The 21,808-nt window shown below is 41.6% G+C and carries 25 protein-coding genes; 12 read left to right on the top strand and 13 right to left on the bottom strand.

The annotated features are described in order from the left end of the window. Window positions 1-46: 46 nt before the first annotated feature. From HUS62_RS15920 to proB, 3 genes are all read right to left on the bottom strand, one after another. Window positions 47-406 (bottom strand): glutathione S-transferase N-terminal domain-containing protein, encoded by a 360-nt coding sequence (locus HUS62_RS15920; protein ID WP_054560852.1) that lies wholly within the window; start codon window positions 404-406, stop codon window positions 47-49. 67 nt (window positions 407-473) lie between these two features. Further along, window positions 474-1,445, bottom strand: coding sequence for a GGDEF domain-containing protein (locus HUS62_RS15925; RefSeq protein WP_175080331.1), 972 nt, complete (start codon window positions 1,443-1,445; stop codon window positions 474-476). 64 nt (window positions 1,446-1,509) lie between these two features. Continuing rightward, window positions 1,510-2,613 carry a glutamate 5-kinase gene (proB, locus tag HUS62_RS15930; RefSeq protein WP_175080333.1) on the bottom strand — a complete coding sequence of 368 codons (1,104 nt, stop codon included), beginning with the start codon at window positions 2,611-2,613 and terminating at the stop codon, window positions 1,510-1,512. Between the two features lie 122 nt (window positions 2,614-2,735). Here proB and HUS62_RS15935 point away from each other — a divergent pair, with 122 nt between their 5' ends. Further along, window positions 2,736-3,683 carry a DMT family transporter gene (locus HUS62_RS15935; protein ID WP_175080335.1) on the top strand — a complete coding sequence of 316 codons (948 nt, stop codon included), beginning with the start codon at window positions 2,736-2,738 and terminating at the stop codon, window positions 3,681-3,683. On the opposite strand, the gene HUS62_RS15940 is transcribed toward HUS62_RS15935, so the two are convergent. From HUS62_RS15940 to pdsO, 3 genes are read right to left on the bottom strand one after another with little or no spacing between them, the layout of a single operon-like run. Then, window positions 3,590-4,177 (bottom strand): class GN sortase, encoded by a 588-nt coding sequence (locus tag HUS62_RS15940; protein WP_175080337.1) that lies wholly within the window; start codon window positions 4,175-4,177, stop codon window positions 3,590-3,592. The genes HUS62_RS15935 and HUS62_RS15940 overlap by 94 nt on opposite strands. Then, complete coding sequence (locus HUS62_RS15945; RefSeq protein ID WP_175080340.1) at window positions 4,165-6,165, bottom strand: marine proteobacterial sortase target protein; 2,001 nt, start codon at window positions 6,163-6,165, stop codon at window positions 4,165-4,167. Before HUS62_RS15945 ends, HUS62_RS15940 begins: the two co-directional genes overlap by 13 nt. A 26-nt stretch (window positions 6,166-6,191) precedes the next feature. After that, the gene (pdsO, locus tag HUS62_RS15950) at window positions 6,192-6,929 is read right to left on the bottom strand and encodes a sortase-associated OmpA-like protein PdsO (RefSeq protein ID WP_175080342.1); all 738 of its coding nucleotides are present in this window, start codon (window positions 6,927-6,929) and stop codon (window positions 6,192-6,194) included. Between the two features lie 219 nt (window positions 6,930-7,148). Between pdsO and pdsR the strand changes: the two genes are divergently transcribed. The 4 genes from pdsR (at window position 7,149) to HUS62_RS15970 (ending at window position 10,508) form a co-directional block, all read left to right on the top strand. Continuing rightward, entirely contained in the window at window positions 7,149-7,838 is a 690-nt protein-coding gene (pdsR, locus tag HUS62_RS15955; protein WP_175080344.1) for a proteobacterial dedicated sortase system response regulator, read from the top strand. Further along, complete coding sequence (gene pdsS, locus HUS62_RS15960) at window positions 7,838-9,964, top strand: proteobacterial dedicated sortase system histidine kinase (RefSeq protein WP_175080346.1); 2,127 nt, start codon at window positions 7,838-7,840, stop codon at window positions 9,962-9,964. The genes pdsR and pdsS overlap by 1 nt, the downstream gene beginning before the upstream one ends. 113 nt (window positions 9,965-10,077) lie before the next feature. Continuing rightward, window positions 10,078-10,248: a hypothetical protein gene (locus tag HUS62_RS15965; RefSeq protein ID WP_156426462.1), complete on the top strand. Its 171-nt coding sequence runs from the start codon at window positions 10,078-10,080 to the stop codon at window positions 10,246-10,248. Window positions 10,249-10,298: 50 nt separating this feature from the next. Then, a complete protein-coding gene (locus HUS62_RS15970; protein ID WP_054551195.1) occupies window positions 10,299-10,508 on the top strand; it encodes a hypothetical protein in 210 nt (69 codons plus the stop codon). Window position 10,509: 1 nt separating this feature from the next. Here HUS62_RS15970 and HUS62_RS15975 read toward each other — a convergent pair whose 3' ends face one another. From HUS62_RS15975 to HUS62_RS15990, 4 genes are read right to left on the bottom strand one after another with little or no spacing between them, the layout of a single operon-like run. Then, on the bottom strand, window positions 10,510-11,010 hold the full coding sequence (locus HUS62_RS15975; protein WP_105174824.1) for a DUF1543 domain-containing protein: 501 nt from the start codon (window positions 11,008-11,010) through the stop codon (window positions 10,510-10,512). An 8-nt stretch (window positions 11,011-11,018) separates the two neighbouring features. After that, window positions 11,019-12,362, bottom strand: coding sequence for a sigma 54-interacting transcriptional regulator (locus HUS62_RS15980; RefSeq protein ID WP_063527941.1), 1,344 nt, complete (start codon window positions 12,360-12,362; stop codon window positions 11,019-11,021). A 2-nt stretch (window positions 12,363-12,364) separates the two neighbouring features. Next, window positions 12,365-12,892: a hypothetical protein gene (locus HUS62_RS15985; protein ID WP_175080348.1), complete on the bottom strand. Its 528-nt coding sequence runs from the start codon at window positions 12,890-12,892 to the stop codon at window positions 12,365-12,367. A gap of 1 nt (window position 12,893) precedes the next feature. After that, on the bottom strand, window positions 12,894-14,351 hold the full coding sequence (locus tag HUS62_RS15990) for a HAMP domain-containing sensor histidine kinase (protein WP_175080350.1): 1,458 nt from the start codon (window positions 14,349-14,351) through the stop codon (window positions 12,894-12,896). A 312-nt stretch (window positions 14,352-14,663) separates the two neighbouring features. Here HUS62_RS15990 and HUS62_RS15995 point away from each other — a divergent pair, with 312 nt between their 5' ends. The 5 genes from HUS62_RS15995 (at window position 14,664) to HUS62_RS16015 (ending at window position 17,463) form a co-directional block, all read left to right on the top strand. Next, a complete protein-coding gene (locus HUS62_RS15995) occupies window positions 14,664-14,891 on the top strand; it encodes an EF-hand domain-containing protein (RefSeq protein WP_175080352.1) in 228 nt (75 codons plus the stop codon). A 9-nt stretch (window positions 14,892-14,900) separates the two neighbouring features. Beyond that, complete coding sequence (locus HUS62_RS16000; protein WP_054551189.1) at window positions 14,901-15,128, top strand: hypothetical protein; 228 nt, start codon at window positions 14,901-14,903, stop codon at window positions 15,126-15,128. Window positions 15,129-15,257: 129 nt separating this feature from the next. Continuing rightward, window positions 15,258-15,491, top strand: a complete 234-nt coding sequence (locus HUS62_RS16005; RefSeq protein ID WP_054560866.1) for an EF-hand domain-containing protein — start codon at window positions 15,258-15,260, stop codon at window positions 15,489-15,491. A gap of 4 nt (window positions 15,492-15,495) precedes the next feature. Continuing rightward, complete coding sequence (locus HUS62_RS16010) at window positions 15,496-15,729, top strand: EF-hand domain-containing protein (RefSeq protein ID WP_063703288.1); 234 nt, start codon at window positions 15,496-15,498, stop codon at window positions 15,727-15,729. A gap of 93 nt (window positions 15,730-15,822) precedes the next feature. Continuing rightward, a complete protein-coding gene (locus tag HUS62_RS16015; protein WP_175080354.1) occupies window positions 15,823-17,463 on the top strand; it encodes an amidohydrolase in 1,641 nt (546 codons plus the stop codon). 2 nt (window positions 17,464-17,465) lie between these two features. Here the strand turns inward: HUS62_RS16015 and HUS62_RS16020 are convergent, their stop codons facing one another. Continuing rightward, window positions 17,466-17,696, bottom strand: a complete 231-nt coding sequence (locus tag HUS62_RS16020; RefSeq protein ID WP_054551185.1) for a YgjV family protein — start codon at window positions 17,694-17,696, stop codon at window positions 17,466-17,468. 268 nt (window positions 17,697-17,964) lie between these two features. On the opposite strand from HUS62_RS16020, the gene HUS62_RS16025 reads away from it, so the two are divergent. Next, window positions 17,965-18,621 (top strand): Crp/Fnr family transcriptional regulator, encoded by a 657-nt coding sequence (locus HUS62_RS16025; RefSeq protein WP_054560870.1) that lies wholly within the window; start codon window positions 17,965-17,967, stop codon window positions 18,619-18,621. A 37-nt stretch (window positions 18,622-18,658) separates the two neighbouring features. Here HUS62_RS16025 and HUS62_RS16030 read toward each other — a convergent pair whose 3' ends face one another. Both HUS62_RS16030 and pepB read right to left on the bottom strand, forming a co-directional pair. Further along, window positions 18,659-19,225 (bottom strand): phosphoribosyltransferase, encoded by a 567-nt coding sequence (locus HUS62_RS16030; protein WP_054560872.1) that lies wholly within the window; start codon window positions 19,223-19,225, stop codon window positions 18,659-18,661. A gap of 199 nt (window positions 19,226-19,424) precedes the next feature. Then, window positions 19,425-20,720, bottom strand: a complete 1,296-nt coding sequence (pepB, locus tag HUS62_RS16035) for an aminopeptidase PepB (RefSeq protein WP_175080356.1) — start codon at window positions 20,718-20,720, stop codon at window positions 19,425-19,427. Window positions 20,721-20,869: 149 nt separating this feature from the next. Here pepB and sfsA point away from each other — a divergent pair, with 149 nt between their 5' ends. Next, the gene (gene sfsA / locus HUS62_RS16040; protein ID WP_175080357.1) at window positions 20,870-21,589 is read left to right on the top strand and encodes a DNA/RNA nuclease SfsA; all 720 of its coding nucleotides are present in this window, start codon (window positions 20,870-20,872) and stop codon (window positions 21,587-21,589) included. Window positions 21,590-21,808 lie beyond the last annotated feature (219 nt).

Raw genomic sequence — 21,808 nt, forward strand, 5'->3', positions numbered from 1 at the left:
CCAAATGCTAGCACAGCACGGGCTATAATCGAAGTGAAAAGCCGCTTTATGCCGCGACTTTATCTAAATAAGCAATGATATCATTTGATTCATACAACCAAGTTACTTGGCCGTTTTCTTCAATACGTAAACAAGGCACTTTCACTTTGCCGCCCTGCTCTAAAAGCTCTTGGCGAAATTGCTCGTTACCTTTAGCGTCACGAGTTTCAACTGATAGACCTTGGCGCTTAATAGCACGACGTACCTTCACGCAAAATGGACAGGCTTTAAATTGATAAAGCTTAAATTGTGACGTCACTGAGTCAAGCGCTGCTTGCTCTGCTGCTGGACGCTTTTTACTGCGTGGTGTGAATACAAAATCAAAAAACAAAATGATGCGGCCTAGTAACCAACGAACAAACTTCATCTTACCTTCTCATGTGGCTCTAAAAAATAGTGGGCAATTTTAACACAGCTAAGCGCGCTGCAACACCTTAAAACAGCTCTATAGAATCATCTTGAGGTTTGATTTGTTGAATATCTAACTCTGAATGGGCAGTGACGCAATTACGACCACTGTTTTTAGAATGGTACAAGGCCTGATCGGCTTTTTGGACTAGGCTGGCAACCATTTCAAACTCGTAAATTGGCATAAAACCACTACTCACAGTTAAGTTACCAACTTGAGGAAAGGGGTATTCTGCCACACAGCCTCGAAAACGATTTAGGGCATTACGTGCATCGAGCTCGTCACTTGCTTGAAATAACACAGCAAACTCTTCGCCGCCATAGCGAAAAACGAAATCTTCAATTCGAAAATTATTTTTTAATAGCTGCGCTACTAACAAGATCACTTCGTCGCCAATAACGTGGCCATAGTTGTCATTTACGCTTTTAAAATGGTCAATATCGACCATCGCCAAATACCAATGACGTTGCTTTGACTCATGGCTTTCATGATCCACAGCAGCATCGGCTGCAATTTCAATCACCTTTTTATCAAAGGTTTGCCTGTTTAAAAGCTCTGTTAAAGGGTCAAGTTGCGACTTATAAAGTAATGACAGTTGATTCGCGTAGATATTTAGCATGTAGATGGCGAGCATGCTACAGCGTTCTGAAAGCTCTTTTTCAGACTCAATGACCAGTACACCAACCACATTGCCCATGTAATAAATGGGCACATAAGTAGAAATAAAACCGTAGTTGCGACTGATGCGAATTTTATTGCGGCTGACTTTTTCGATGAGCTCATTGACTTCGTGTTCACTGAGCTCTTCGATAACCGAATCTTTATTTAGCAGCCTTGCAGGCAGGCCAGGTTTAAAAAACTTATTGATGTAAATAGCAAAACGAGAAAACTCATCTAATTCACTGACGGCATTAATAAGCGCCTGATCGAGCTCAGGCTCTTCTTCTTGTTGGGTGATTTCTACAACCCAGTCATGTCCGCAAGCGTTAGCCGCCATCTAAAAAGTCCCCAAAACTGCTTATTACTTTAGTTTAGTTAACTTTATCAGAATTACTAAAAAACTATAACAAAATCATATCATCTCGGTGAATTACTTCGCTGCTTGGTGCAAATGCAAGCAACTGGGTAATTTGCGACGAATGACAGCCTTTAATTTGATCTACTTCTTGATGGTTAAAATTAACAAGGCCTTTGGCTATACATTGCCCTTGACACGTCACTACTTCAATCACATCACCGCGTTCAAATTGCCCTCGCACAGTTTTTACGCCTTTTGCCAGTAAGCTTGCACCACGCTCTTTAAGTGCAAGGCTTGCGCCATCATCAATCACTAATTGCCCCGTGCTTTTAGGTCCTGCAAGTAACCATTTTTTGCGGCCATCTTTTGGTGCGGTGAGTTTTAAAAAGCGTGTACCAGGGAGCTTGTCGGCCATACAATTAAGTATCACATTTTTGCCTGCGCCTTTTGCAATAATGACCTCAACACCAGCGCGACGTGCAATATCGGCTGCTTGCAGTTTGGTTGCCATACCACCGGTACCTAGGGTGGTGCCACTGCCACCAGCGAGCTCTCTTAGCTCATCATTAATATGCTCAACTTCGTTGATAAGTGTTGCATTAGCATCAGAGCGCGGATCGCCTGTAAATAAACCTTCTTGGTCAGTTAACAGTAACAGCTTTTCAGCATTTGCTAATATTGCGACTAAAGCAGATAAGTTATCGTTATCACCCACTTTAATCTCGGCGGTGGCTACAGCGTCGTTCTCGTTAATAATTGGCACCACATTGTGAGCAAGAAGTGCATTTAAGGTATCGCGGGCATTTAAGTAACGTTCACGGTCTTCTACATCGGCGCGGGTCAGTAGCATTTGTCCAACATTCACACCATACAAAGCAAACAGACTCTGCCAAATATGAATAAGCTGTCCTTGGCCGATTGCGGCAAGCATTTGTTTTTCAATCAAAGAACGACCACAGGGGGTAATAAGTTGCTCGCGACCTGCAGCAACTGCGCCGCTTGATACTAAAACAACCTGATAACCCTGTTTTTTTAATTCACAACATTGGCGAACAAGTTCAACCATGTGTGCTTTATCTAATTTGTCGGTACCGCCTGTCAGCACGCTTGTGCCCAGCTTTACAACAACGACGTGTGGCCTTTGCATTTGATTTTTATATTCTGTAATTAAAATAGAGAATTTATATATACCAGCTAACGGTTTTTGAACAAGTTAAAAAAATTCATGCTAGGATCGCGCTCTCGTTTTTTTACTCAATAGCGACACCTATGCCAGCCAGTTTATGCTTAATTATCGCGACCTTTTTATGGGGTAGCTCCTACATTGCTCTAAAGCATGCAATCAATGTTTATGATCCTGTGTTAGTGATTTTTTTAAGAATGCTAACCACCCTATTGATTAGCTTATGTTTATGGCGCTATATAATCCGCTTTGAGTTTAAACAAGGTGACTGGAAGTACTTAATTGGTATGTCACTGGCTGAGCCTTGCTTTTATTATTTATTTGAAGGGCATGCTCTTGAATACACTTCGGCATCGCAAGCTGGGGTAATAGTCTCTTGTTTACCTATTATCGTCGCTATTTTGGCGTTCTTAATATTAAAAGAGTACATCAGTAAAGCCATCGTCGTTGGTTTTACCTTATGTATTGGTGGCAGTATTTTATTAACGCTATTATCACCAAGCACTGAGCAAGCCCCAAACCCACTGCTTGGTAACTTTTTAGAGTTGATGGCGATGGTGTGCGCGGCGTTTTATACCGTGAGCGTAAAACACCTAGTAGCTCGTTACTCACCACTTACTTTAATTGCAATTCAAGGGCTTAGCGGTAGCATATTCTTTGCGCCTTTTTTATTTTTCATCGAACTACCCAGCGAAAATCAGCATGATTTAAGTGCCCTACTGAGCATTTTATATTTAGGCTCATGTGTCACTTTAGGCGGCTATGGCATGTACAACTACGCCATTAGTAAGGTGTCGGTATTAACTGCTGCTGCTTATTCAAACCTCATTCCAATTTTTGCGTTAATTTTGTCTGGCATTTTACTTGGCGAAGTACTGACACTATGGCAATGGGTGAGTATTGCAGTGGTATTCGCCGGTGTTATTGTTAGTCAACGTCATCAAGAGCTGAAAGTTGACGTATACAACGATAATTTATCAGCCGACACCAATAGCCTAAACTCTGTCCCTGAAGCTAACGAGTCAAAAGGGTAACAGGTTAATAAATAAAGGCCTGATTGTGCTAAAAAGCCCTGTTCGCTTTGATGAATAACATCAATGCTACGAACTTGATAGTGCTCAATCTGGCCACTTTGCAACTGCATACTGAACTGCTCACCCACTGCGACATGTTTTAAAAATGCAAAGTGGGTGTCGTTATGACCAGCTATTAACCCCCCTTTTGAGCTGCCAAGTTCACCGCTTGGCAAAAAATGCCCCGGGGCAAACGCAAGGTTTCGCCCCGATGCACCAGCAAGTACGGTCAACTCTTGCTGCTGGCTTGGCCAATTTATGTGTGCAGTGACATAACCATCGGCGTAAAACCAAGGCCTCACTTGCTGATTAGGACTTTGCAAAGCTTGCTGCCAAGCAGATTCGATCAACGCCTGTGCCAGCCAAGCTTTCGCCTGCATATAACCGCCATTAACAAACAATGCGATGCCAAGTAAGGCGCTGCAAACTGGCAGCGCTTTTTTTAGCGTCGCCATTGCCATAACCACGAGAAAGAAAGTAACAACAACCCAAGTAACATAAACACCCGGCTTTGTCCGTCGGTTTGCGGTAGCGTCATGCCGTTAGGAAGTTTGTTTTGTACTTGCATTGAACGCTCTGCAATCTCATTCCCCGCGTAGTTATCAACTGCAATAAAGGCCGTAAAAGGGCTGAGTAAATGATGCTGAAGTGCTAATGCTTCGACTTCTGCGCGTACCGTTTGTTTTTCGTTATAAAGCAGCAGCGATTTAATTTTTTGTCTGGCCCAGAGTCTAGCGATACCTTCGCCGTTTGCAGCATTGGCTGTTGCTAAATTAATCGTCATTGGCCCTGTGTTTGTCTGCCCCTTTAATGTTAAGTGCTGACTGCCATCAAGCTTCACGGCAACCAAAACCGGCTCTGAAAAATACAAGTCAGGTAATGGCGATGGCCAATACTCAAGGGCTGCTTTGTCGCCTTCAAGAGCAAGCTCAGTAACAGCTGGATGCGCCAGCTTATCAAAAAGTAGCTGCATTTTTGGCTGTACTTGGTTGGTGCTACTTATAAAAGTAAATGTACCACGACCAATGTCAGCAGCTCTGGTCATAAAAAAGCTATTAGGCGCGCTACCAATACCGACGGTAAAGAGTCGGCTGTCACCTAAATCTGTTTGAATTTGTTTAAATAGCTGCGTTTCGTTACCCACACTACCATCGGTTAAAAACACCACTTGGCGTACAAAGCCATCATGCTGTTTACCATCAAGTACCTGAGTCAGTGCTTTTGCTATTTCGGTGCCGCCATCAGCTTGTAAGCCATAAATAAAGCGCTCTGCACGGCGAATGTTAAAGTCATTGGCAATCATTGGCGCGTCACTTAACACTGACACTTCGTTATCAAAGCCTATGATGTTAAAACTGTCATTTTCATCCAATAACGAAAGGGCATAAAACAAGGCTTGTTTAGCCTGCTCCATTGATTGGCCATGCATTGAGCCGGAGGTATCTACAACAAACACCATTTCACGAGGAAGACGAGCTTGCGAGATAAAGTGGTCGCTTGGCGGTACTAACATCAGTAAACCATACTCTTGACCTGCAACTGTTTCGGTAAAAAATGCAGCCTGAGAGTGGGCTTTATCAAGGGGTTTAAATGTCAGCTCAAAGTCTCTACCCATTGGAACATCACGATTAAGTGATAACTGGTACCGACCAAAACTTGGGTTATCGATTTGCATACCCGCTAAATTAGCGCTGATATCACTGAGTTCAAGGCCAATATCCATCGCAATTGCAAGGTTTAGGCTCGCATCAGACTCTTGGCTTTGTGCGCGATGAAAAACAGGTTTCAGCCACGCTGATGCCATTTGCGCTGTGTTAGCTGTTGCGTCGTTCTGTTGTTCTGTGTCTTTTGTTTCTAGATTCGCTTTTTGCTGTAGTTCTGCCGTTAAAGGTTCGTAGCGCGGCGTAATAGTGGTTGGAAAACGCAGTGAAAACACACCATCGCGAAAACCGATTATCTCTTGGTATTGCAAGGTAATTTCAATCTCTTCCCCTGCTCCAAGGTTTGCCACATCAGTTGAGAAAATGTTCGCACGCTGCTGACGAACTAAAGCGGCGCGTTTACCCTGTTTTTGAGCTTGCTTAAATTGCTGTTCTGCCTGCTGCTTAAGGGCAATGTTACCGGTGATAATACGCTCACCAATTTGCATTTGCATGGCATGAACTGCGCTTTCATCAGGTAACGGAAACACATAACGGGCATTAACCGCAAACGGGTGCGGGTTTTGATAACGTTGTTTAACAACAACATGATTAATAAGCCCAGTGAGCGTCATTGTGACATCGTTTTTCACTAATAAGCCCGACGACACTTGGCTATTTGAATCATCATAAAATCGCAGTTCGGCACTGGCATTGGCCGCAAATGCGGGGTTAACTGCATAACCTAATAAGAAGATAAAAAGGCTCCCAAAAAGGAGCCTTTTGGTACGGTTACTCAACATAATATGTCACTCCATCGACAGATGAATTAGTGGTTACTTTGTGCTGTACGTAAGCTGCTTTGTGACACAGGGCGTGTCGTTAAGGTTACGCGGCGGTCAAACACGTTGTCTTCGTAGTTATTTGAATCGGCAACACTTTGCTGCTCACCAAAGGCGGTTGCGGTTAAGCGCGTATGAGGTACACCTTGTTTAATTAAGTAGCTTTGCACTGCATTTACACGCTGTTTTGAAAGCATTAAATTAGCCAATTCATCACCACGCTGATCTGCAAAGCCATTTAAGTCGATAGCCAAATTTGGCTGAGCAATCAATAACTGCGCGACTTTGTCGAGTTGATTAGCAAAGTGAGGGGCAATTTCGCTAGAGCCAGTTTTAAACTGTACCGTCATCGCCAATAAGGTGTTCAATTGGGCTTGTAGTAACTGCTCTTTTTCGTCAGCTAATAATTCAAGCTGCTCACTTAGGGCGGCGTTATCGGCAATCACTTGTTGGTAATCAGCGGTTTGCTCCTTCATTACAACTAATGCGTGAGCTTGTTCATCAATGGTGTTGTCTGCCGCTTCTTTTTCGCCAATTAAGCCACCAGCAAACGCGCCAATAAATGCCCCCACTGGGCCGCCGACTATGCCGCCAACAAGGGCACCTGCACCTAAGCCAATGGCTGTTTCTTTTGGTGTTTCTTGTTTACTTTGACTCGCAGCGTCTGCAAAAGGGGCTACAGATACAGCAGATGTGATAACAGCGGCAATAATTAATTTTTTCATGGTTTAATCCTTTTTCTACTTAATTGCTTGGCAACATTGGTTGGTGTTGCGAACTTGGTATGGAGCTATTAAAACAAGTCGAAATGGCAATAAAGGGGATCAAAAAAGGCAAACTGCTGAGCAATTGTGGCAGAAAAATGGCAATCGCGTTTTTGCCAGTACGCAAGGCAAAAAATTAGGTATAGTTCGCTATAGAAAGAATTTAAGTAAGTATTAACAATGAAGAAAATAGCAATCGTTGAAGATGAAACAGCAATCCGCGAAAACTACACTGAAATGCTCAGCGCTCAGGGCTATCAGGTTGTAGGTTTTGCTGACAGAGCCAGTGCTGAATTAGCATTTAGTCAATCTTTACCAGATTTAGCCATTGTTGATATTGGCCTTGGCCATGAAGTGGATGGTGGTTTTTTACTTTGCCAAACATTACGCAGTCTTTCTAAAACCTTACCGATTATATTTTTAACCGCCCGCGATAGCGAAATTGATACCGTATGTGGCCTGCGCATGGGTGCTGACGATTACTTAACCAAAGACATCAGTATGGCGCATCTTGCTGCTCGCATAGGTGCCTTGTTTAGACGCCTTGATGCCTTCGATCAACCCGCCGATCAAACCGCTCTTTTGCATCGCGGCATGTTAAAGTTAGATACTCAGCGCATGCAGGTTTTTTGGCAAGAGCAACTGGTTGATTTAACTGTGACAGAATTTTGGATGGTACATTCACTTGCACAGCGTCCAGGCCATGTAAAAAGCCGCAACGAATTAATGAGTGATGCGAAAATTTATGTTGATGACAGTACTATTACCTCTCACGTAAAACGCATTCGTAAAAAGTTTATTGCTTTAGATGATGCATTTGACTGCATTGATACCGTTTACGGTATGGGTTATCGCTGGGAGCAAGCTTAATGCTGCGTTTGGGGCTTAGAACTAAGTTTATTTTCTTATCCTGCTTTTTATTTTTATTGCCTTGGCTTGGCTATGAATATGTTTGGGAAATGGAAAAGTTCTTAAGGCAAGGGCAAGAAAAAACCTTAGTGGGCACCACCCGCGCACTTGCAACGGCATTACATGAGCGCCCTGCTTTGTTTGACTCGCAAACCAACTTTTTAGATCAAGTTGTAAAAGGCCGAGATTTATATGCCTATAATCTGAATAACCCGATTCAACTTGATGGTAAATTGTCGGAATGGCAGCCTTATCAAAGCTTATTTTGGCATTACGACAAGCGCTACTTACAGGGGTTAAATAATGATCATCAAGATAGTGATCTAAGTTTTGATCACATGGTGGGCAAATACGAAAACTACCTTTATGCGGCATTTAAAGTCACTGACAGCTCACTGGTGTATCGCGCTAAAAATGTGCTCAGCTTTACCCGTAATGATCACTTACAGATCATGTTAAAAACACCAGAAGGTGAATTTAAAAGTTATGTGGTGGCCGCCCGTCAAGATGGCTGGGTTAATGCCTTTGATGCCACAACACAAGAGCCTGTCACAAAAATTCAAGGCTATTTTAAAAGCACCGACACGGGTTACAACATAGAGCTGCGTTTTCCGCTTTCGATGCTAGGTAATAAGCTTGGTTTTGCGATTGAAGATTGGGATGAAGACAAGGTTGAGCCTCAACTTATGTCGACTTCAAACCTACAAAATCCCAATGATATCGGCTCTGTTTTAGTACCTTCGCCAGAAATTAACCGTATTTTGAAAGGCATGGGCCACAGTGGCAGCCGAATTTGGGTCGTCGATAACCATCATCGCGTACTTGCACAATCAGGCTCAATTCATCATGCCGATGGCGTTTGGGCAGACGGCCTAAAAGATGCGCCGGCAACAACCTGGTGGCAACGCTTTGAGCAAGATTACTTACACCCACTTTACTATAAAATTTTAACTCGCCCAGAAAATGAGTTTATTGATACCTTACATGATGTCGCTGCGATGCAAGGTACTCACATAGCCAGTGCTTTAAATGGTAAACCTGCATCATCATGGCGCTTAACTCCAGATAACAAAGCCGTTATTTTATCGGCGGCCTACCCTATTTGGATCCAAGATAAAGTCATTGGTGCAGTAATCGCAGAAGAAACCACCAACGGCGTGCGCACCCTACGTAATAAATCGTTAGAAAAGCTCTTTAATGTCATCTTAGCGGTGATGCTTGTAGGCACTGTGACGCTATTCTTTTTTGCTTCAAGAATTTCCAGCCGTATTCGCCGCTTACGTGATAATGCCGAGCAAGCTATTGATGCCCAAGGGCGGATCACTGGCAAGATTACTTATGCCGATTCGAATGACGAAATTGGCGACCTTTCTCGCAGCTTTGCCAACATTGTTAGCCGTTTAAGTGGCTATACTGATTACTTAGAAAATATGTCATCACGACTCTCCCATGAACTGCGTACGCCCGTGGCTGTTGTACGCTCATCACTTGAAAATTTACAAATGCAGCCGCAATCTGAACTGAGTCAAAAATACCTCGACCGTGCCAGTGAAGGGGTTGAGCGGTTAGGTAAAATTATTACCACCATGAGTGAAGCAACGCGCCTTGAACAAAGTATTCAAAGTGCCGAGGCAGAAGAGTTTGACCTGACCAAGGTGATCACCGGCTGCATGCAGGGCTATCAAATTACCTATGGTGAAAGCCTATTTACCTTGTCGCTTTGTAATGAGCCGTTAAATGTTAGTGGCGCACCAGAATTTATTGCCCAATTACTCGATAAGCTCATCAACAACGCACTTGAGTTTAAAACCTCGCAAAGCACAATTTCAGTCAGCTTAACCAAGCAAGAGCACCATGCATTATTAACAATTAGCAACCAAGGACCTCTGCTCCCTGACGGTTTAGTTGAACACATTTTCGACTCAATGGTTTCAGTGAGAAGTCAGCAACATCAGCAGCAGCCCCACTTGGGTTTAGGTCTTTATATTGTAAGGCTTATTTGCGATTACCATCACGGTAAAGTATTGGCAGAAAATTTAGATGATGACACAGGTGTTGTGTTTACTGTGGAGTTGCCTATTAAATAAGCATATTTGCGTTACATATGATTACAGTTTAATGACTGGGTATTCACCGATAATTCAGATTACAGGACGTAATATTTGTAATACAAAAGGCAAATTATTCTTTGGAGGGCATCATGCGATCTGGATTACAACGTGAAGAGATTGAGTTCATTATGGGGCTATTTAGCTATAATGAAGCAACCGATAAACCAGCGGCTCCAAAAAAGCAGCCTGTAAAAGCTGACACAAAAAAAGTTGATACAGCGCAATATAAAGCAAACTACAAAGCAACTTATTTGACCTGAATAAGCTGAGCTAATTACAATGGCGCACCTTTGGAATATATCGCCTTGTAATGAAAAAACACTCACCTAAAAAAGAACTGATTTTACTGCCCGTTTTATTCGTGGCTATTTTACTTTGTGTTGCAGGTCACTTCCTACTCCAGCCTAACTACCAAGACAGCCATACCGTTGAGTATTTACTCGCTGCACTGCCATTTGCTTTGTTTGGATTGGTGATTATCGCCTTTAAAGTTGCCAGTAAAAACGATAACCAAGAATAGATCAAAGAACGTAATAGCCAAACCAATCGGGTTTCATTGCTTGAGCTTGCCCGCTTGGCGTTAATTTGATTGATAAATTACTATCAAGTAAGTCAATCGCAAAACAATCGTCTACATCGTGTAAATCATCTTTATGAAGATGAGTCATTCCCGCCAATAAAGACTCTTTAGCGCGTTGCTTTGCTTCTTCACTGCTACGGGCAACGTACAATGCAAAATCATGTTGCTCAGCAAGACTATCTGCTCGGTAAGCACCTAAGTTCACAAAATATAGTTTTTCAGCTTGGTGATGCGCAGTATCAACCACTTCGACCTGATAGCCATCGATGTGCTGAATTTGCATGTAGCTATCCATGTGCACATTGTTTTTATCACCCACCCATTGTGCTTTTAATTTTGAATAGGTTTGTTCAATGTTATCACCTACGACAAATCGAACGTCGTGCATTTCAATGTGACAACCTTGAATACGACCGCCCAGATAGACTAAAAAAAGCGCCATGTTTTTCCTTATATTAAGCTTTCAACATTAATGTTGTGCTTTTTGATTAATTTATAAAAATCTGAGCGATTACGTTTCGCAAGCTTTGCGGCTTCGGCAACATTACCCGCTGACATTTTCAGCGTATTAATTAAATAGTCTCGCTCAAATTCTTTTTTTGCATCATTTAACGAAAGTGGCTCAGCAATACTAACATTACTGTTTAAAGCACTCTCTACTAACTGAGCGGCAATCACTTTACCAGGTGTAAGGGCTACTACCTGCTCTATCACATTTTGTAATTGACGGATATTACCCGGCCAGTCATAGCGCACCAGCGCATGCATCGCATCATTGGCAAACTGCTTTTGCTCTTGCCCCATACGTTTAGCAATTAGACCTGCAAAATGCTGTGCTAGCAAACTTATATCTTCTCGGCGTTCACAAAGCGGAGGCAGTTTTAAGTTCACCACATTTAATCGGTAGTATAAATCTTCACGGAACTGCTGGTTATTGATTGCCTCAGGGAGGTTCTTATGAGTCGCCGACACCACCCGCACATCAATTGGGATCTCTTCTTGAAAGCCCACAGGGCGAATGGTTTTCTCTTGTAAAACCCTCAGCAGTTTTACTTGTAAATTTAGCGGCATATCACCAATTTCGTCTAGAAAAAGGGTACCACCTTGTGCTTGTTGAAACAAACCTTGATGGTCTTTGACTGCACCTGTAAATGCGCCTTTTTTATGCCCAAATAATTCAGACTCTAAAAGCTCTCCCGGCACTGCGCCGCAGTTAATTGCCACAAATGGCCCATCACTAACATGGCTGTGTTGATGTATTGCTTGTGCAAGCAGTTCTTTACCTGTGCCACTAGCACCGGAGATCAATACATTCACTTGCGTTGGACCAAGCAATTTAACTTGCTCAAGTAGATGCAACATCGCACCGCTACGGGTGACAATATTCGTTTGTGTAGGTGTTTCATCACCGTGTACACCATGGATCTCGATAGCTTTAGCAAGGCTGTCGAACAGCTCATCTTTATCAACCGGTTTGGTAATAAATGCAAATATACCTTGCTTCGTCGCTTCCACGGCATCAGGTATCGAACCATGGGCTGTCATCATAATCACCGGCATTGAAGGATAACGACTTTGTAACTGGCGATGTAGAGCCATGCCGTCCATTTCATCCATTCTTAAGTCGGTGATCACCGCATCATAGGTTTGGTTTTTTAGCGTTTGTAGTGCCTCAATGCCACTTTCAACGGTACTAACCAAATAGCCTTTAGACTCAATTCTAATCGCTAGTAACTTTAATAAACTCGCATCATCATCTACTAATAAAACCCGTGGTTTTGTTACTTCATTCATGGTTACTGCTCCTTGGTTTCTTCACGTAGCAGAAGTTGTTGTTCGATAGTCGCAAGCGACGATAAGGTTTTTTCCATTTCATCACTCAGTGCTTGCTTTGCTTGTTTTGCCGCTAAATTCTGTTGTAAATATTGCTTTTGTAACCATAGATACTGCTTAATATCATCTGGCCAATAAAAAGCATGGTCACTTTTTTCAAGCTGATTAAGGGCTTTATCTGGCTCAGAAGCACCGAGTAAACAAATTGACTCAAACAGACGCTTTAGCTCATTTTCGCCGACATAATTTGCTTTATCAGACCCCGCTTTAAAGCCACCACACTTGGCTGCATGCCAAGCAATGACTGTACTTGCAGGCGGGTATAGCGGCTCACTTTTAGGCCGAGGCTTTGGATTAGGTTGCCCTTGAGGTTTCACACCTGTTGTCGGCTCTACTTGCTTTGGCTCAACATGCTTTTGCGTGATCGTGCACCCTGTTATAAATAGCGTGCCTATAACAAGCATAAAACTGGCTTTATTCGCTAAGCCCATATCAGTTAACTCCTCGGGTTAATTGAATTGGTAAAATGGCTGTAAATACACACCCTTGTGGCTCATTATCTGTAATAGAGAGCTTACCGTTTAATTGTTCAACGGTTTCTTTAACTATGGTTAAACCGAGTCCGCTGCCCATTTCAGTATGTTGTTTTGCATTTTTGCCTTGGTAAAAAGCCCCAAATACAGCGGCTTTTTCAGTATCCTCTATCCCTACTCCTAAGTCGCTGACACTCAAAATTAACTGTCCCTGTTTTAAGCTTGCTTTTATTGTCACTGACTCATGTTCCGGCGAAAACTTTAACGCATTTGAAGTCAACTGAATGAGCACCATTTCAAGTAGCTCAATTGAGATAAACAAGGCTTTATTTGGTAACTCGTTCACCCACACAATGGATAAATCACGGGCTGATAATCGGTGCTCAAAATGACGCTCAATTTTATTCATCATCAAGTTAAAGTTAAGCTCGCTTAGGCTTTGCTTACTCGTTCGAATGGCGTTGTAACTCAATAAGCTTTCAATCATGGCTCTGAGTCGCACCATACTTTGTGTTATTAACTCGAGGACAGCTTGTTGCTCGCTATTGATTGGGCCAACAATTTCATCAGCAAGTAAATCTGTGCCTTCAACCATCGAAGCTAGGGGGGTTTTTAACTCATGTGTCACATGGCGTAAAAACGTATCTTTTTGCTGCTCAAGCATATGTAGCTGTGCTTGAACCCACTCTAATTTATTACCTAATTCAACTAACTCTGACGAGCCGCGAACTTGAATTTTTTGCTGCCAATGGCCTTGCCCTAGTTTATCAATCACATGTGTAAGCTCTCTCAGACGTCCGCTGATCCGCCAAAGAAACCCGCCCCCAACCAATAACGTGAGAGGAATTAACGCAACTAACCAATTAATGAATGAAGTTTGAAGTGCTTTTAATTGCTGCTGATTTTTTGTGATGCGTAATTCATTTTGCTCTTTGAGCCAATTTGTTTGCTCACTGATAAGCTTGCTGGCAGGAGCAAATAACTCACCGTCTTGCTTTTGTTCTATTAATAAATGTTGATGCGCAAATTGTAATACCTCAGCCAATTGCCGCCACTGCGAGACATAATCAGCGGTTGGGCTTAAAAATATAAGCTCATCAATACTTTGCAGTGAAGATTGCCACTTATTGGCAATCAAGCTATCGAGGGATTCACTTTTAAGCACCCAATTTTGTCGAGTTGCCCTTTCTAAGCTATTTAAGTCTTGTTTGAGGTTATTAAATGCTTTAGTGATTTCGTAATTGTCACCGACGATTTCTTGAGTCACCGCTAGCTGCTTATTAAGCGCATTTAAAAATAAAATCACCACCAAAGATAACGGTAGTAAAGACAGCAAAATGCTACAGACGAACTGGCCAATAAGACTAGGTCGCCAATTGAGTAACTGTTTTATTTTTATCGCTACTGTATTTTGCATATTCACTCTCAACATAATTTCAGATGCTGATTATTAGTGAACAAACTTAGACACTCGCTGAATCCGACCTTAAAAAGTACTGATTTTTACCCAAAAACCGATACAAGGTTGCTATTTGGAAACAGGCTAACTCATTGAAATAAAATGGATAAAGTTTTAACACCTGAAAATCGTTGCAAAAAAGACACAACACCCTGTAACTATTTCGCATTCAAAACCACATGAAAACCATAAATTATTGATAATTAAAAACTTTTAATTTTGGCACTGATTTTGATTAGTACTAAGCAAATTAGTTATTTACGACACAAAATGAAAGTAACGGCCCAGGTAGCCACTCTGCTTATAAGTCTCATCTCGGTAAGTAGTTATGCACTAGATTTGCAAACAACGTTTAACGAGCTTGATAAAGACAGTAATGGTTTTTTGAGTGAAGCAGAAGCATCTGAAGACGCATTATTACATGGCAACTTTACGCAAATTGATATTAACCAAGATGGCCAAATTTCATTTTCTGAGTTTCAGTCGTTTATTCAATAGGAGATTGTAATGAAACAACTATTAGCAGCATTCTCGCTGATGTTTTTAGTTATCAGCGCTACCGTTTTAGCATCACAAATGGATGTTCGATTTGCTAAATTTGATACAAACGCCGACGGCGAGATTTCATTAACTGAAGCAACCAAACACGATAACTTACTTAAGCAATTTGCCGATCTGGATGAAAACGGCGATCAGGTTCTGTCTGAACAAGAGTTTGAAAAATTCAAACCTTAACGGCTTAAAGTGCTTGCCATAATCCCAGAGGGAATGTGTAAACGGATTTAAATTTTGGGAGTTAAATTATGGCAAGCACTTTTATTTATAAAGGGGTGTAATTATGAGTATGAATAAAGGAGAGTAATTATGAGAATTTTCTGGCTTGCTTCATGTACCTTAATTACTATAAGCTTCAATAGCTTAGCATTGGATGTAAAACAACGATTTGATCATCTCGATAAAGATAAAAATGGTTTTTTATCTGTGCAGGAACTGTCATCGCAACCGCACTTGCAAAAACGCATAGCACAGTGGGATACAGATAAAGATCAACAAATCTCGCTCCTTGAATTTAAACACTATTTAACAAACAAGAGTTAAAATAATGTCAAAATTAACCTTTGCCAGCCTAATTTTATGTTGTGTAACTAGCACAGTGAGTTTTGCTGCAGATAGTATTGGTGAAAAATTTAAACAACTTGATCGTAATGACGATGGCTACCTGACTCGTTCAGAGTCAGCGAGAGACCCAGCTCTGTGGTCACGTTTCAAAAACTACGACAGTGATAAAGACAATAAATTATCGCTCAGTGAATTTAAGGTCTACGCAAGCAAATAAAGAGTTACAGTTAATTATTTGCTTGCTGCAGAGTTGCAGTTTACTGCAACTCTGATAGTGTTTTCATAAATCAATAAAAACTATTAGAAGATTATGAAACTCATCATCAGCTTACTAGCAACAGCTTCACTTAGCTGCTTTGCCAACACCACTGTTATTTATAATGTAAATGGCTACACGCCTACCTACAAAGGCGAAACCCAACACTTTTCTGCACTGGTTTTTAAAGACGGTAAAGTCGTAAAAACAGGCAATGACTCAATTAAAAACAGCTTCCCTGACGCCACCTCTATTGATGGTAAGCAAGCCACGTTGTTACCTGGCTTAGTCGATGCTCACGGCCATGTAATTGGTTTAGGTAATAACCTTTCACAACTTGATGTCAGAAATACAAACTCGGCAGATGAGGTTGGCAAAATGCTGGCTGAGTTTGCCAAAGATAAACAAGGTTGGATCATTGGTCGCGGTTGGAATCAAGAGCAATGGCCTGGCGGTGAGTTTCCAACTTCAGCTGATTTAGACAAATATGTAAAAGACAAACCAGTGGTGCTTTCTCGCGTTGATGGCCATGCTGTGTGGGTTAACTCAAAAGCCATGGAACTTGCAGGTATTGATAAACAAACTCCCTCTCCTGCCGGCGGTGAAATTTTAAAGTTAGATTCTGGCTTACCTTCAGGGGTATTCATTGATAAAGCCGAAACGCTTATTACTCAGCATGTACCAAAAGCAAGCCATGCCAGCATTAATACGGCATTAGATAATGCAGGTAAACACTTGCTGAGTTTGGGCATTACATCAACCCATGATGCTGGTATCGATTATGATACATGGCAAGTGTACAAGCAGCGCTCTGAGCAAAAGTCTCTTCCCGTTAGAATCGTTGCTATGCTAAGTGCAGCCGATCCTCAGCTAGAAACCATGCTCAAAGCGGGCAAATATAAAGACATGAATGACATGCTGTCGATTCGAAGTGTCAAAGTGTATGCGGATGGTGCTTTAGGAAGTCGAGGCGCAGCCCTTATCGAGGAATACGCAGATCGTAAAAATCACCACGGCTTAATGCTTGAAACCCAAGAAAAACTTGAGCAACTATTCAACTTAAGCTTTGCTCATGGTTTTAGTGCGAACACCCATGCCATTGGTGATAAAGCCAATCATGTTGTACTCGATGCCTATGAAAATGTGTTTAAAAAAACCGGTGGCATTTTACTGCGTAATCGAATTGAACACGCACAAATTGTGACTCCTGAAGATATCCCTCGTTTTAAAACGTTAAAAATTATTCCATCAATGCAGCCTGTTCATGCAACCTCTGATATGCATATGGCAGAGCAACGCCTAACTGAAAAACAACTTGAAGGGGCGTATGCTTGGAAAACCTTTTTAGCGCAAGGCTCAGTAATTGCCGCAGGTTCTGACTTTCCTGTAGAGCTTGCTGATCCGTTTGATGGATTATATTCAGCCATTACACGAATGGATCATAATCAACTTCCTGAAGGTGGCTGGCGACCACAAGAGCTGCTATCGCGTGATGAAGCTTTGCGTGCATTTACTTTAGGTGGTGCTTATGCTGCACATCAAGAATTTAAGGTAGGTAGTTTAGAGCAAGGAAAGTGGGCTGACTTTATTTTGATTGATAAAGACTATTATAAAGCCCCAGTTTCTGAGATCCACGATATAAACGTGACACAAACTTGGATTGCGGGCGAGCTGAAGTATAAAAAAGAGGAATAATATTACTCGGCGTCAGCTTTTTGCTGACGCTTTAATTTAACGATGTGGTAAATATTTACAAACGCCAGTAAGCCATTGGTAAAGGCTACCGGAACGGCACCAATTGCTAGCCCGTAGAAGGTAAATGCAATACATCCTGCGAGGTTGAGCCAGCGTAGTTTTACTACATCGCTCATTGTCAAAGAAGCAACCAACAGTGCTGACGCTAAATAGCCTAAATATTCCCAACTCAATTGTTCTCTCCTAGGCTTTAGGTTAGCATTGGAGCTTGTCATTTTTTTTGACGCACTCAGTGCTACTTTGACAATAAAATAAAAAAGCTAACTTACTAAAAACCTTGTAAAGCTGCAGAATAATCTTAGCTTTAAAATCATTACACGGGAAATGAAGGTATCAGTAACGTGAAACACCTTACCAGCAAGTTAGCGTAAATTCTTAGAATCTTAATGCTAACGTCATTAAGATGTAATAAATAGGACAATTGTCCGAAGAGCGGCGTTAATGTTTCAATATCATTTTTCAAGCTATCTTGTTGACCAATTACTGACATTTGCTGGCAGTAGTTTTCAACAAGCTAAAAAAGAAGTGCTGATCCATCAAGATCAACCCTTGTCAAAACTCGTATTAGTGAGAAGCGGCACAGTGTCGTTCAGCTATGACGTGGGTAATGGCCGACGCCTTCTTTTAGGCCAGCTTGATTGTAACAACACATTGATTGGTGAGATTGAAGCACTGAATAACTACCCGTGTATTTATACAGTTACGTGCTTTAGCGATGTAAGTTATAACCTAATTGAGCTTAAACATTGGCGCGCACTACTATTAGAAAAGCCAGAGTTAAGCTTATACACGGCGCAAACAATTGCCGCTAAATTCCAAGAAAACCAAAAAATAAACTTAGATAAGCTGCTATTACCACTTAGCTACAATATAGCTAAAGATTGCTTATTAAGAGCTGAAAACAGTAACCCAACGTTACTGCGTGCCTACCCTACCGTAAATGCCGAAGCAGAACGCTTTGCCACCACAGAAAGAGCGTATAGACGCGTAGTTACAGAGTTGGTTGAAAAAGGCTTAGTACAAAGAAGTAATCAAGGTTTACAAGTAGTAGATATCGACAAGCTTAGCGACTACGTCGAAAGTTTTGCGCAGTTATAAGTGTAGAACACACTCATAACTGCAAAAATATTCAAACTTACTTTTCTAAAAGTATGTCATGAATATTGGCTAAATCAGACTTACCTTCGATAATTTCGTCTGGCGTTAGGCCTGAAAGCTCATGAGGGAACACTAACCACTCTTCAGACTCATGAATGAAGTAATCTGGCACCATATCTACCTTTGAGTTCTTCGGCTTGTAGTACGGGCATGCAACGCGAATATCACGTGGTAGGTTTAAACGCATTAACTCTGAAAGCTTTTCTTTCAGTGCAAAAATACTGCGGCCAGAATCGAACACGTCATCAACGATTAGTAATGAGTTATCTGCATTGGCATTTTCAATGATGTAATGCAAACCGTGAACTTTGATCTCTTTCGACTGCTGGTTGATACCGTAATATGACGAAGTACGTACTGCGATATGGTCAGTTTCGATGCCTTTGTAATCGTAATATTCTTGAACTGCGATACCAATTGGAGCACCGCCACGCCAAATACCAATGATGAAATCAGGACGGAAACCATCTTCATAAACTTGTGCCGCAACACGAAATGAATCTTCAAGAAGCTGCTGCGCAGTGATATAGCACTTATCTGACATAAATAGAGACCCCAGTGTGAATTGATCATTCAAGTGTAGCTAATTTAATAAAAACTAACCACAGGATGAGAAAATGTGGGGCGGGATTTTATACTAATTTACTCAAAAAAGCTTGTATCAGTTTGTAAAATTACCCTTTAGAACAAAAAAGCCCCTTAACTTAGATAAAGTTAAGGGGCTTAATGAAAAAGGAAATTGCTTATGCTTTTTCTAGTAAAGTTCTTGCAACGGTACGCATACCTTGTGTTGTTGCGCCTGCAGCCCACTCGCTTGTGCTACCCATGTTAAATGCAGCAGCAAGGTCAATGTGAACCCAACCTTTACCTTCATTTGGCACAAAGCGTGATAAGAAACCAGCCGCATTAGAAGCGCCACCGTAACCACCACCTTTTTGTGGACGACTATTTGCGGTATCTGCATATGGCGACGGGCAGTTTTGTTGATGCCATTTTTCAAGTGGTAATGGCCATGCAGCTTCCATTTCTTGCTCTGCAAAGTCTTGTACGTCACGTACAAGCTCTTTATTAAGACCGAACAATGCATTGTATTCTTGACCAACAGCAACAAGCGCAGCGCCTGTTAGCGTTGCTGCATCAATGATTAATGGCGCGCCAGACTCACCTGCAGCCATTAAGCCATCAGCCAGCACTAAACGACCTTCGGCGTCGGTATTAACGATTTCAACTGTGGTGCCATTTTTATACGTTAAGATATCACCAAGTTTGTAGGCATGACCTGAAATTAAGTTTTCAGCACAACATAAAAACAATTTAATACGTTTGTTGATACCACGACTAATAGCAAGTGCTAAACCTGCAGTTACTGTAGCAGCACCGCCCATGTCGCACTTCATGCCTAACATACCTTCACTTGCTTTGATTGAGTAACCACCTGAATCAAACGTAATGCCTTTACCAACTAAAGCGGCCGCAACAGGGGCATTTTCGTCGCCCGTTGGGTTGTAATCTAATGCTAATAATACCGGTGGACGCTCACTACCACGGCCTACCGCATGGATACCAATCCATTGTTGCTCTAATAAAGCATCACCTTTAATAATTTGGTAACTTACGTGCTCTGGCGCTAATGACTGAATAAATTCTGCCGCTTTACCAGCTAGACTCTCAGGGAAAATGTCATCCGCAGTGCCATTGATCATTTGACGAGCCCAAGTCGCAGCTTGTTTTAAAGAAGCCAGTTCTTTGCCGTCTGTTTTTGCATTTTCAACAAACTCAATAGCATCTAAATTTTTTGGTGAAACAAAGCCTTGATAGAAAGCCCATTGTGTTTCTGTACACCAAACATCGCCCACTAAAGCAATATTTTTTAAGCCTTGATTAGCTAACGTACGTGCTGCTTTTTGTACGTTCTTGAGTGTATCTTGCTCAGTTAAATGAACAGTTGCGCCTTGTTCAGTAAAAGAAAGAGCGGCTTTTTCGCCCCAATGTGCGGCAGCGCCCTGCTCGCTAAGTTGAACTAGAAATTTTTCTGACATGTTAGAATACTCTTTGCGCTAAAAATGTTGCTCGAGTTTACTACAGCCAACGTCAGTTCCCAACAGCTTGCGATAAATAGCATTATGAGATGTGGTTCAATCCTCGTAATGAATCACTTACAATAAAGAAAAACGAATTTATAAAAGCCATGAAGTTTACTCCCGCATTACAAATAGCTACCTTAATTAAACGCTACAAACGTTTTTTAGCCGACTTAAAAACAGCCGATGGCGCAGAGTTTACAGCTCACTGTGCCAATACTGGCAAAATGACGGGCTGTGCAGAGCCAGGGTTTAAGGCTTTTTATTCAACCAGTGATAACGCCAAACGCAAGTACCCTCAATCCTTGCAATTAACTCAGAACCAATTCGATCACTTAATATGTGTTAATACCGCGATTGCAAACAAGGTTGTGCAAGAAGCCTTAAATGCAGGCACGATTGCTGAATTTGTTGACTATCAAACCATTGCTGCAGAAGTAAAATACGGCCAAGAAAATAGCCGAATCGACTTTTTATTAACAGATGAACATAAATCCCATTGCTATGTAGAAGTAAAATCTGTGACATTACTTTCACAAACAGACCCACACTCTGGGCAAGGTTATTTTCCAGATGCAAAAACTGAGCGAGGCCAAAAACATCTTCGAGAGTTAATAGAAATGGTGCAGCAAGGGCATCGTGCAGTGCTATTTTTTGCCGTTTTACATGAAGGTATCAATCACGTACGTGCGGCAGAACATATCGACCCAAAATATGCCCAACTATTAACTGAAGCTATAGAAAACGGTGTTGAAGTCATTGCTTACAAAGCAAAAATTTCTGCAGAAGAAATTAAACTGCAAGAAAAATGTGATTTTATTAGCTAAGCAACTCTTTTACTAAAAAGACAATAAAAAACACGATTTAAGTTGTATTATTTTTTTTTGCCTATATAACTTAGCAAATTTATTAAAATTATGGGTAGTGGCTCTACTCATGGCAATTTATGCAATCAGGGGTCGAGGCATACACGGCAAGATCATTATAAATTGAACTTATAGAATATGTAGTGATCAGATCAAGGCATAATAATCACCTTGGTCACG

The sequence above is a fragment of the Pseudoalteromonas sp. 0303 genome (assembly GCF_013349995.1).
Lineage (GTDB): Bacteria > Pseudomonadota > Gammaproteobacteria > Enterobacterales > Alteromonadaceae > Pseudoalteromonas.

Coding starts and splice junctions, on each gene's coding strand:
- HUS62_RS16000 (WP_054551189.1), top strand. CDS start 14,901: ATGAAACAACTATTAGCAGCATTCTCGCTGATGTTTTTAGTTATCAGC.
- HUS62_RS16025 (WP_054560870.1), top strand. CDS start 17,965: ATGTTTCAATATCATTTTTCAAGCTATCTTGTTGACCAATTACTGACA.
- HUS62_RS15920 (WP_054560852.1), bottom strand. CDS start 406: ATGAAGTTTGTTCGTTGGTTACTAGGCCGCATCATTTTGTTTTTTGAT.
- pdsO (WP_175080342.1), bottom strand. CDS start 6,929: ATGAAAAAATTAATTATTGCCGCTGTTATCACATCTGCTGTATCTGTA.
- sfsA (WP_175080357.1), top strand. CDS start 20,870: ATGAAGTTTACTCCCGCATTACAAATAGCTACCTTAATTAAACGCTAC.
- HUS62_RS16010 (WP_063703288.1), top strand. CDS start 15,496: ATGTCAAAATTAACCTTTGCCAGCCTAATTTTATGTTGTGTAACTAGC.
- proB (WP_175080333.1), bottom strand. CDS start 2,613: ATGCAAAGGCCACACGTCGTTGTTGTAAAGCTGGGCACAAGCGTGCTG.
- HUS62_RS16030 (WP_054560872.1), bottom strand. CDS start 19,225: ATGTCAGATAAGTGCTATATCACTGCGCAGCAGCTTCTTGAAGATTCA.
- HUS62_RS15995 (WP_175080352.1), top strand. CDS start 14,664: ATGAAAGTAACGGCCCAGGTAGCCACTCTGCTTATAAGTCTCATCTCG.
- pdsR (WP_175080344.1), top strand. CDS start 7,149: ATGAAGAAAATAGCAATCGTTGAAGATGAAACAGCAATCCGCGAAAAC.
- HUS62_RS15985 (WP_175080348.1), bottom strand. CDS start 12,892: ATGGGCTTAGCGAATAAAGCCAGTTTTATGCTTGTTATAGGCACGCTA.
- HUS62_RS15935 (WP_175080335.1), top strand. CDS start 2,736: ATGCCAGCCAGTTTATGCTTAATTATCGCGACCTTTTTATGGGGTAGC.
- HUS62_RS15925 (WP_175080331.1), bottom strand. CDS start 1,445: ATGGCGGCTAACGCTTGCGGACATGACTGGGTTGTAGAAATCACCCAA.
- HUS62_RS15975 (WP_105174824.1), bottom strand. CDS start 11,010: ATGGCGCTTTTTTTAGTCTATCTGGGCGGTCGTATTCAAGGTTGTCAC.
- pepB (WP_175080356.1), bottom strand. CDS start 20,720: ATGTCAGAAAAATTTCTAGTTCAACTTAGCGAGCAGGGCGCTGCCGCA.
- HUS62_RS15970 (WP_054551195.1), top strand. CDS start 10,299: ATGAAAAAACACTCACCTAAAAAAGAACTGATTTTACTGCCCGTTTTA.
- pdsS (WP_175080346.1), top strand. CDS start 7,838: ATGCTGCGTTTGGGGCTTAGAACTAAGTTTATTTTCTTATCCTGCTTT.
- HUS62_RS15990 (WP_175080350.1), bottom strand. CDS start 14,351: ATGCAAAATACAGTAGCGATAAAAATAAAACAGTTACTCAATTGGCGA.
- HUS62_RS15945 (WP_175080340.1), bottom strand. CDS start 6,165: ATGTTGAGTAACCGTACCAAAAGGCTCCTTTTTGGGAGCCTTTTTATC.
- HUS62_RS15940 (WP_175080337.1), bottom strand. CDS start 4,177: ATGGCGACGCTAAAAAAAGCGCTGCCAGTTTGCAGCGCCTTACTTGGC.
- HUS62_RS15980 (WP_063527941.1), bottom strand. CDS start 12,362: ATGAATGAAGTAACAAAACCACGGGTTTTATTAGTAGATGATGATGCG.
- HUS62_RS16005 (WP_054560866.1), top strand. CDS start 15,258: ATGAGAATTTTCTGGCTTGCTTCATGTACCTTAATTACTATAAGCTTC.
- HUS62_RS16015 (WP_175080354.1), top strand. CDS start 15,823: ATGAAACTCATCATCAGCTTACTAGCAACAGCTTCACTTAGCTGCTTT.
- HUS62_RS15965 (WP_156426462.1), top strand. CDS start 10,078: ATGCGATCTGGATTACAACGTGAAGAGATTGAGTTCATTATGGGGCTA.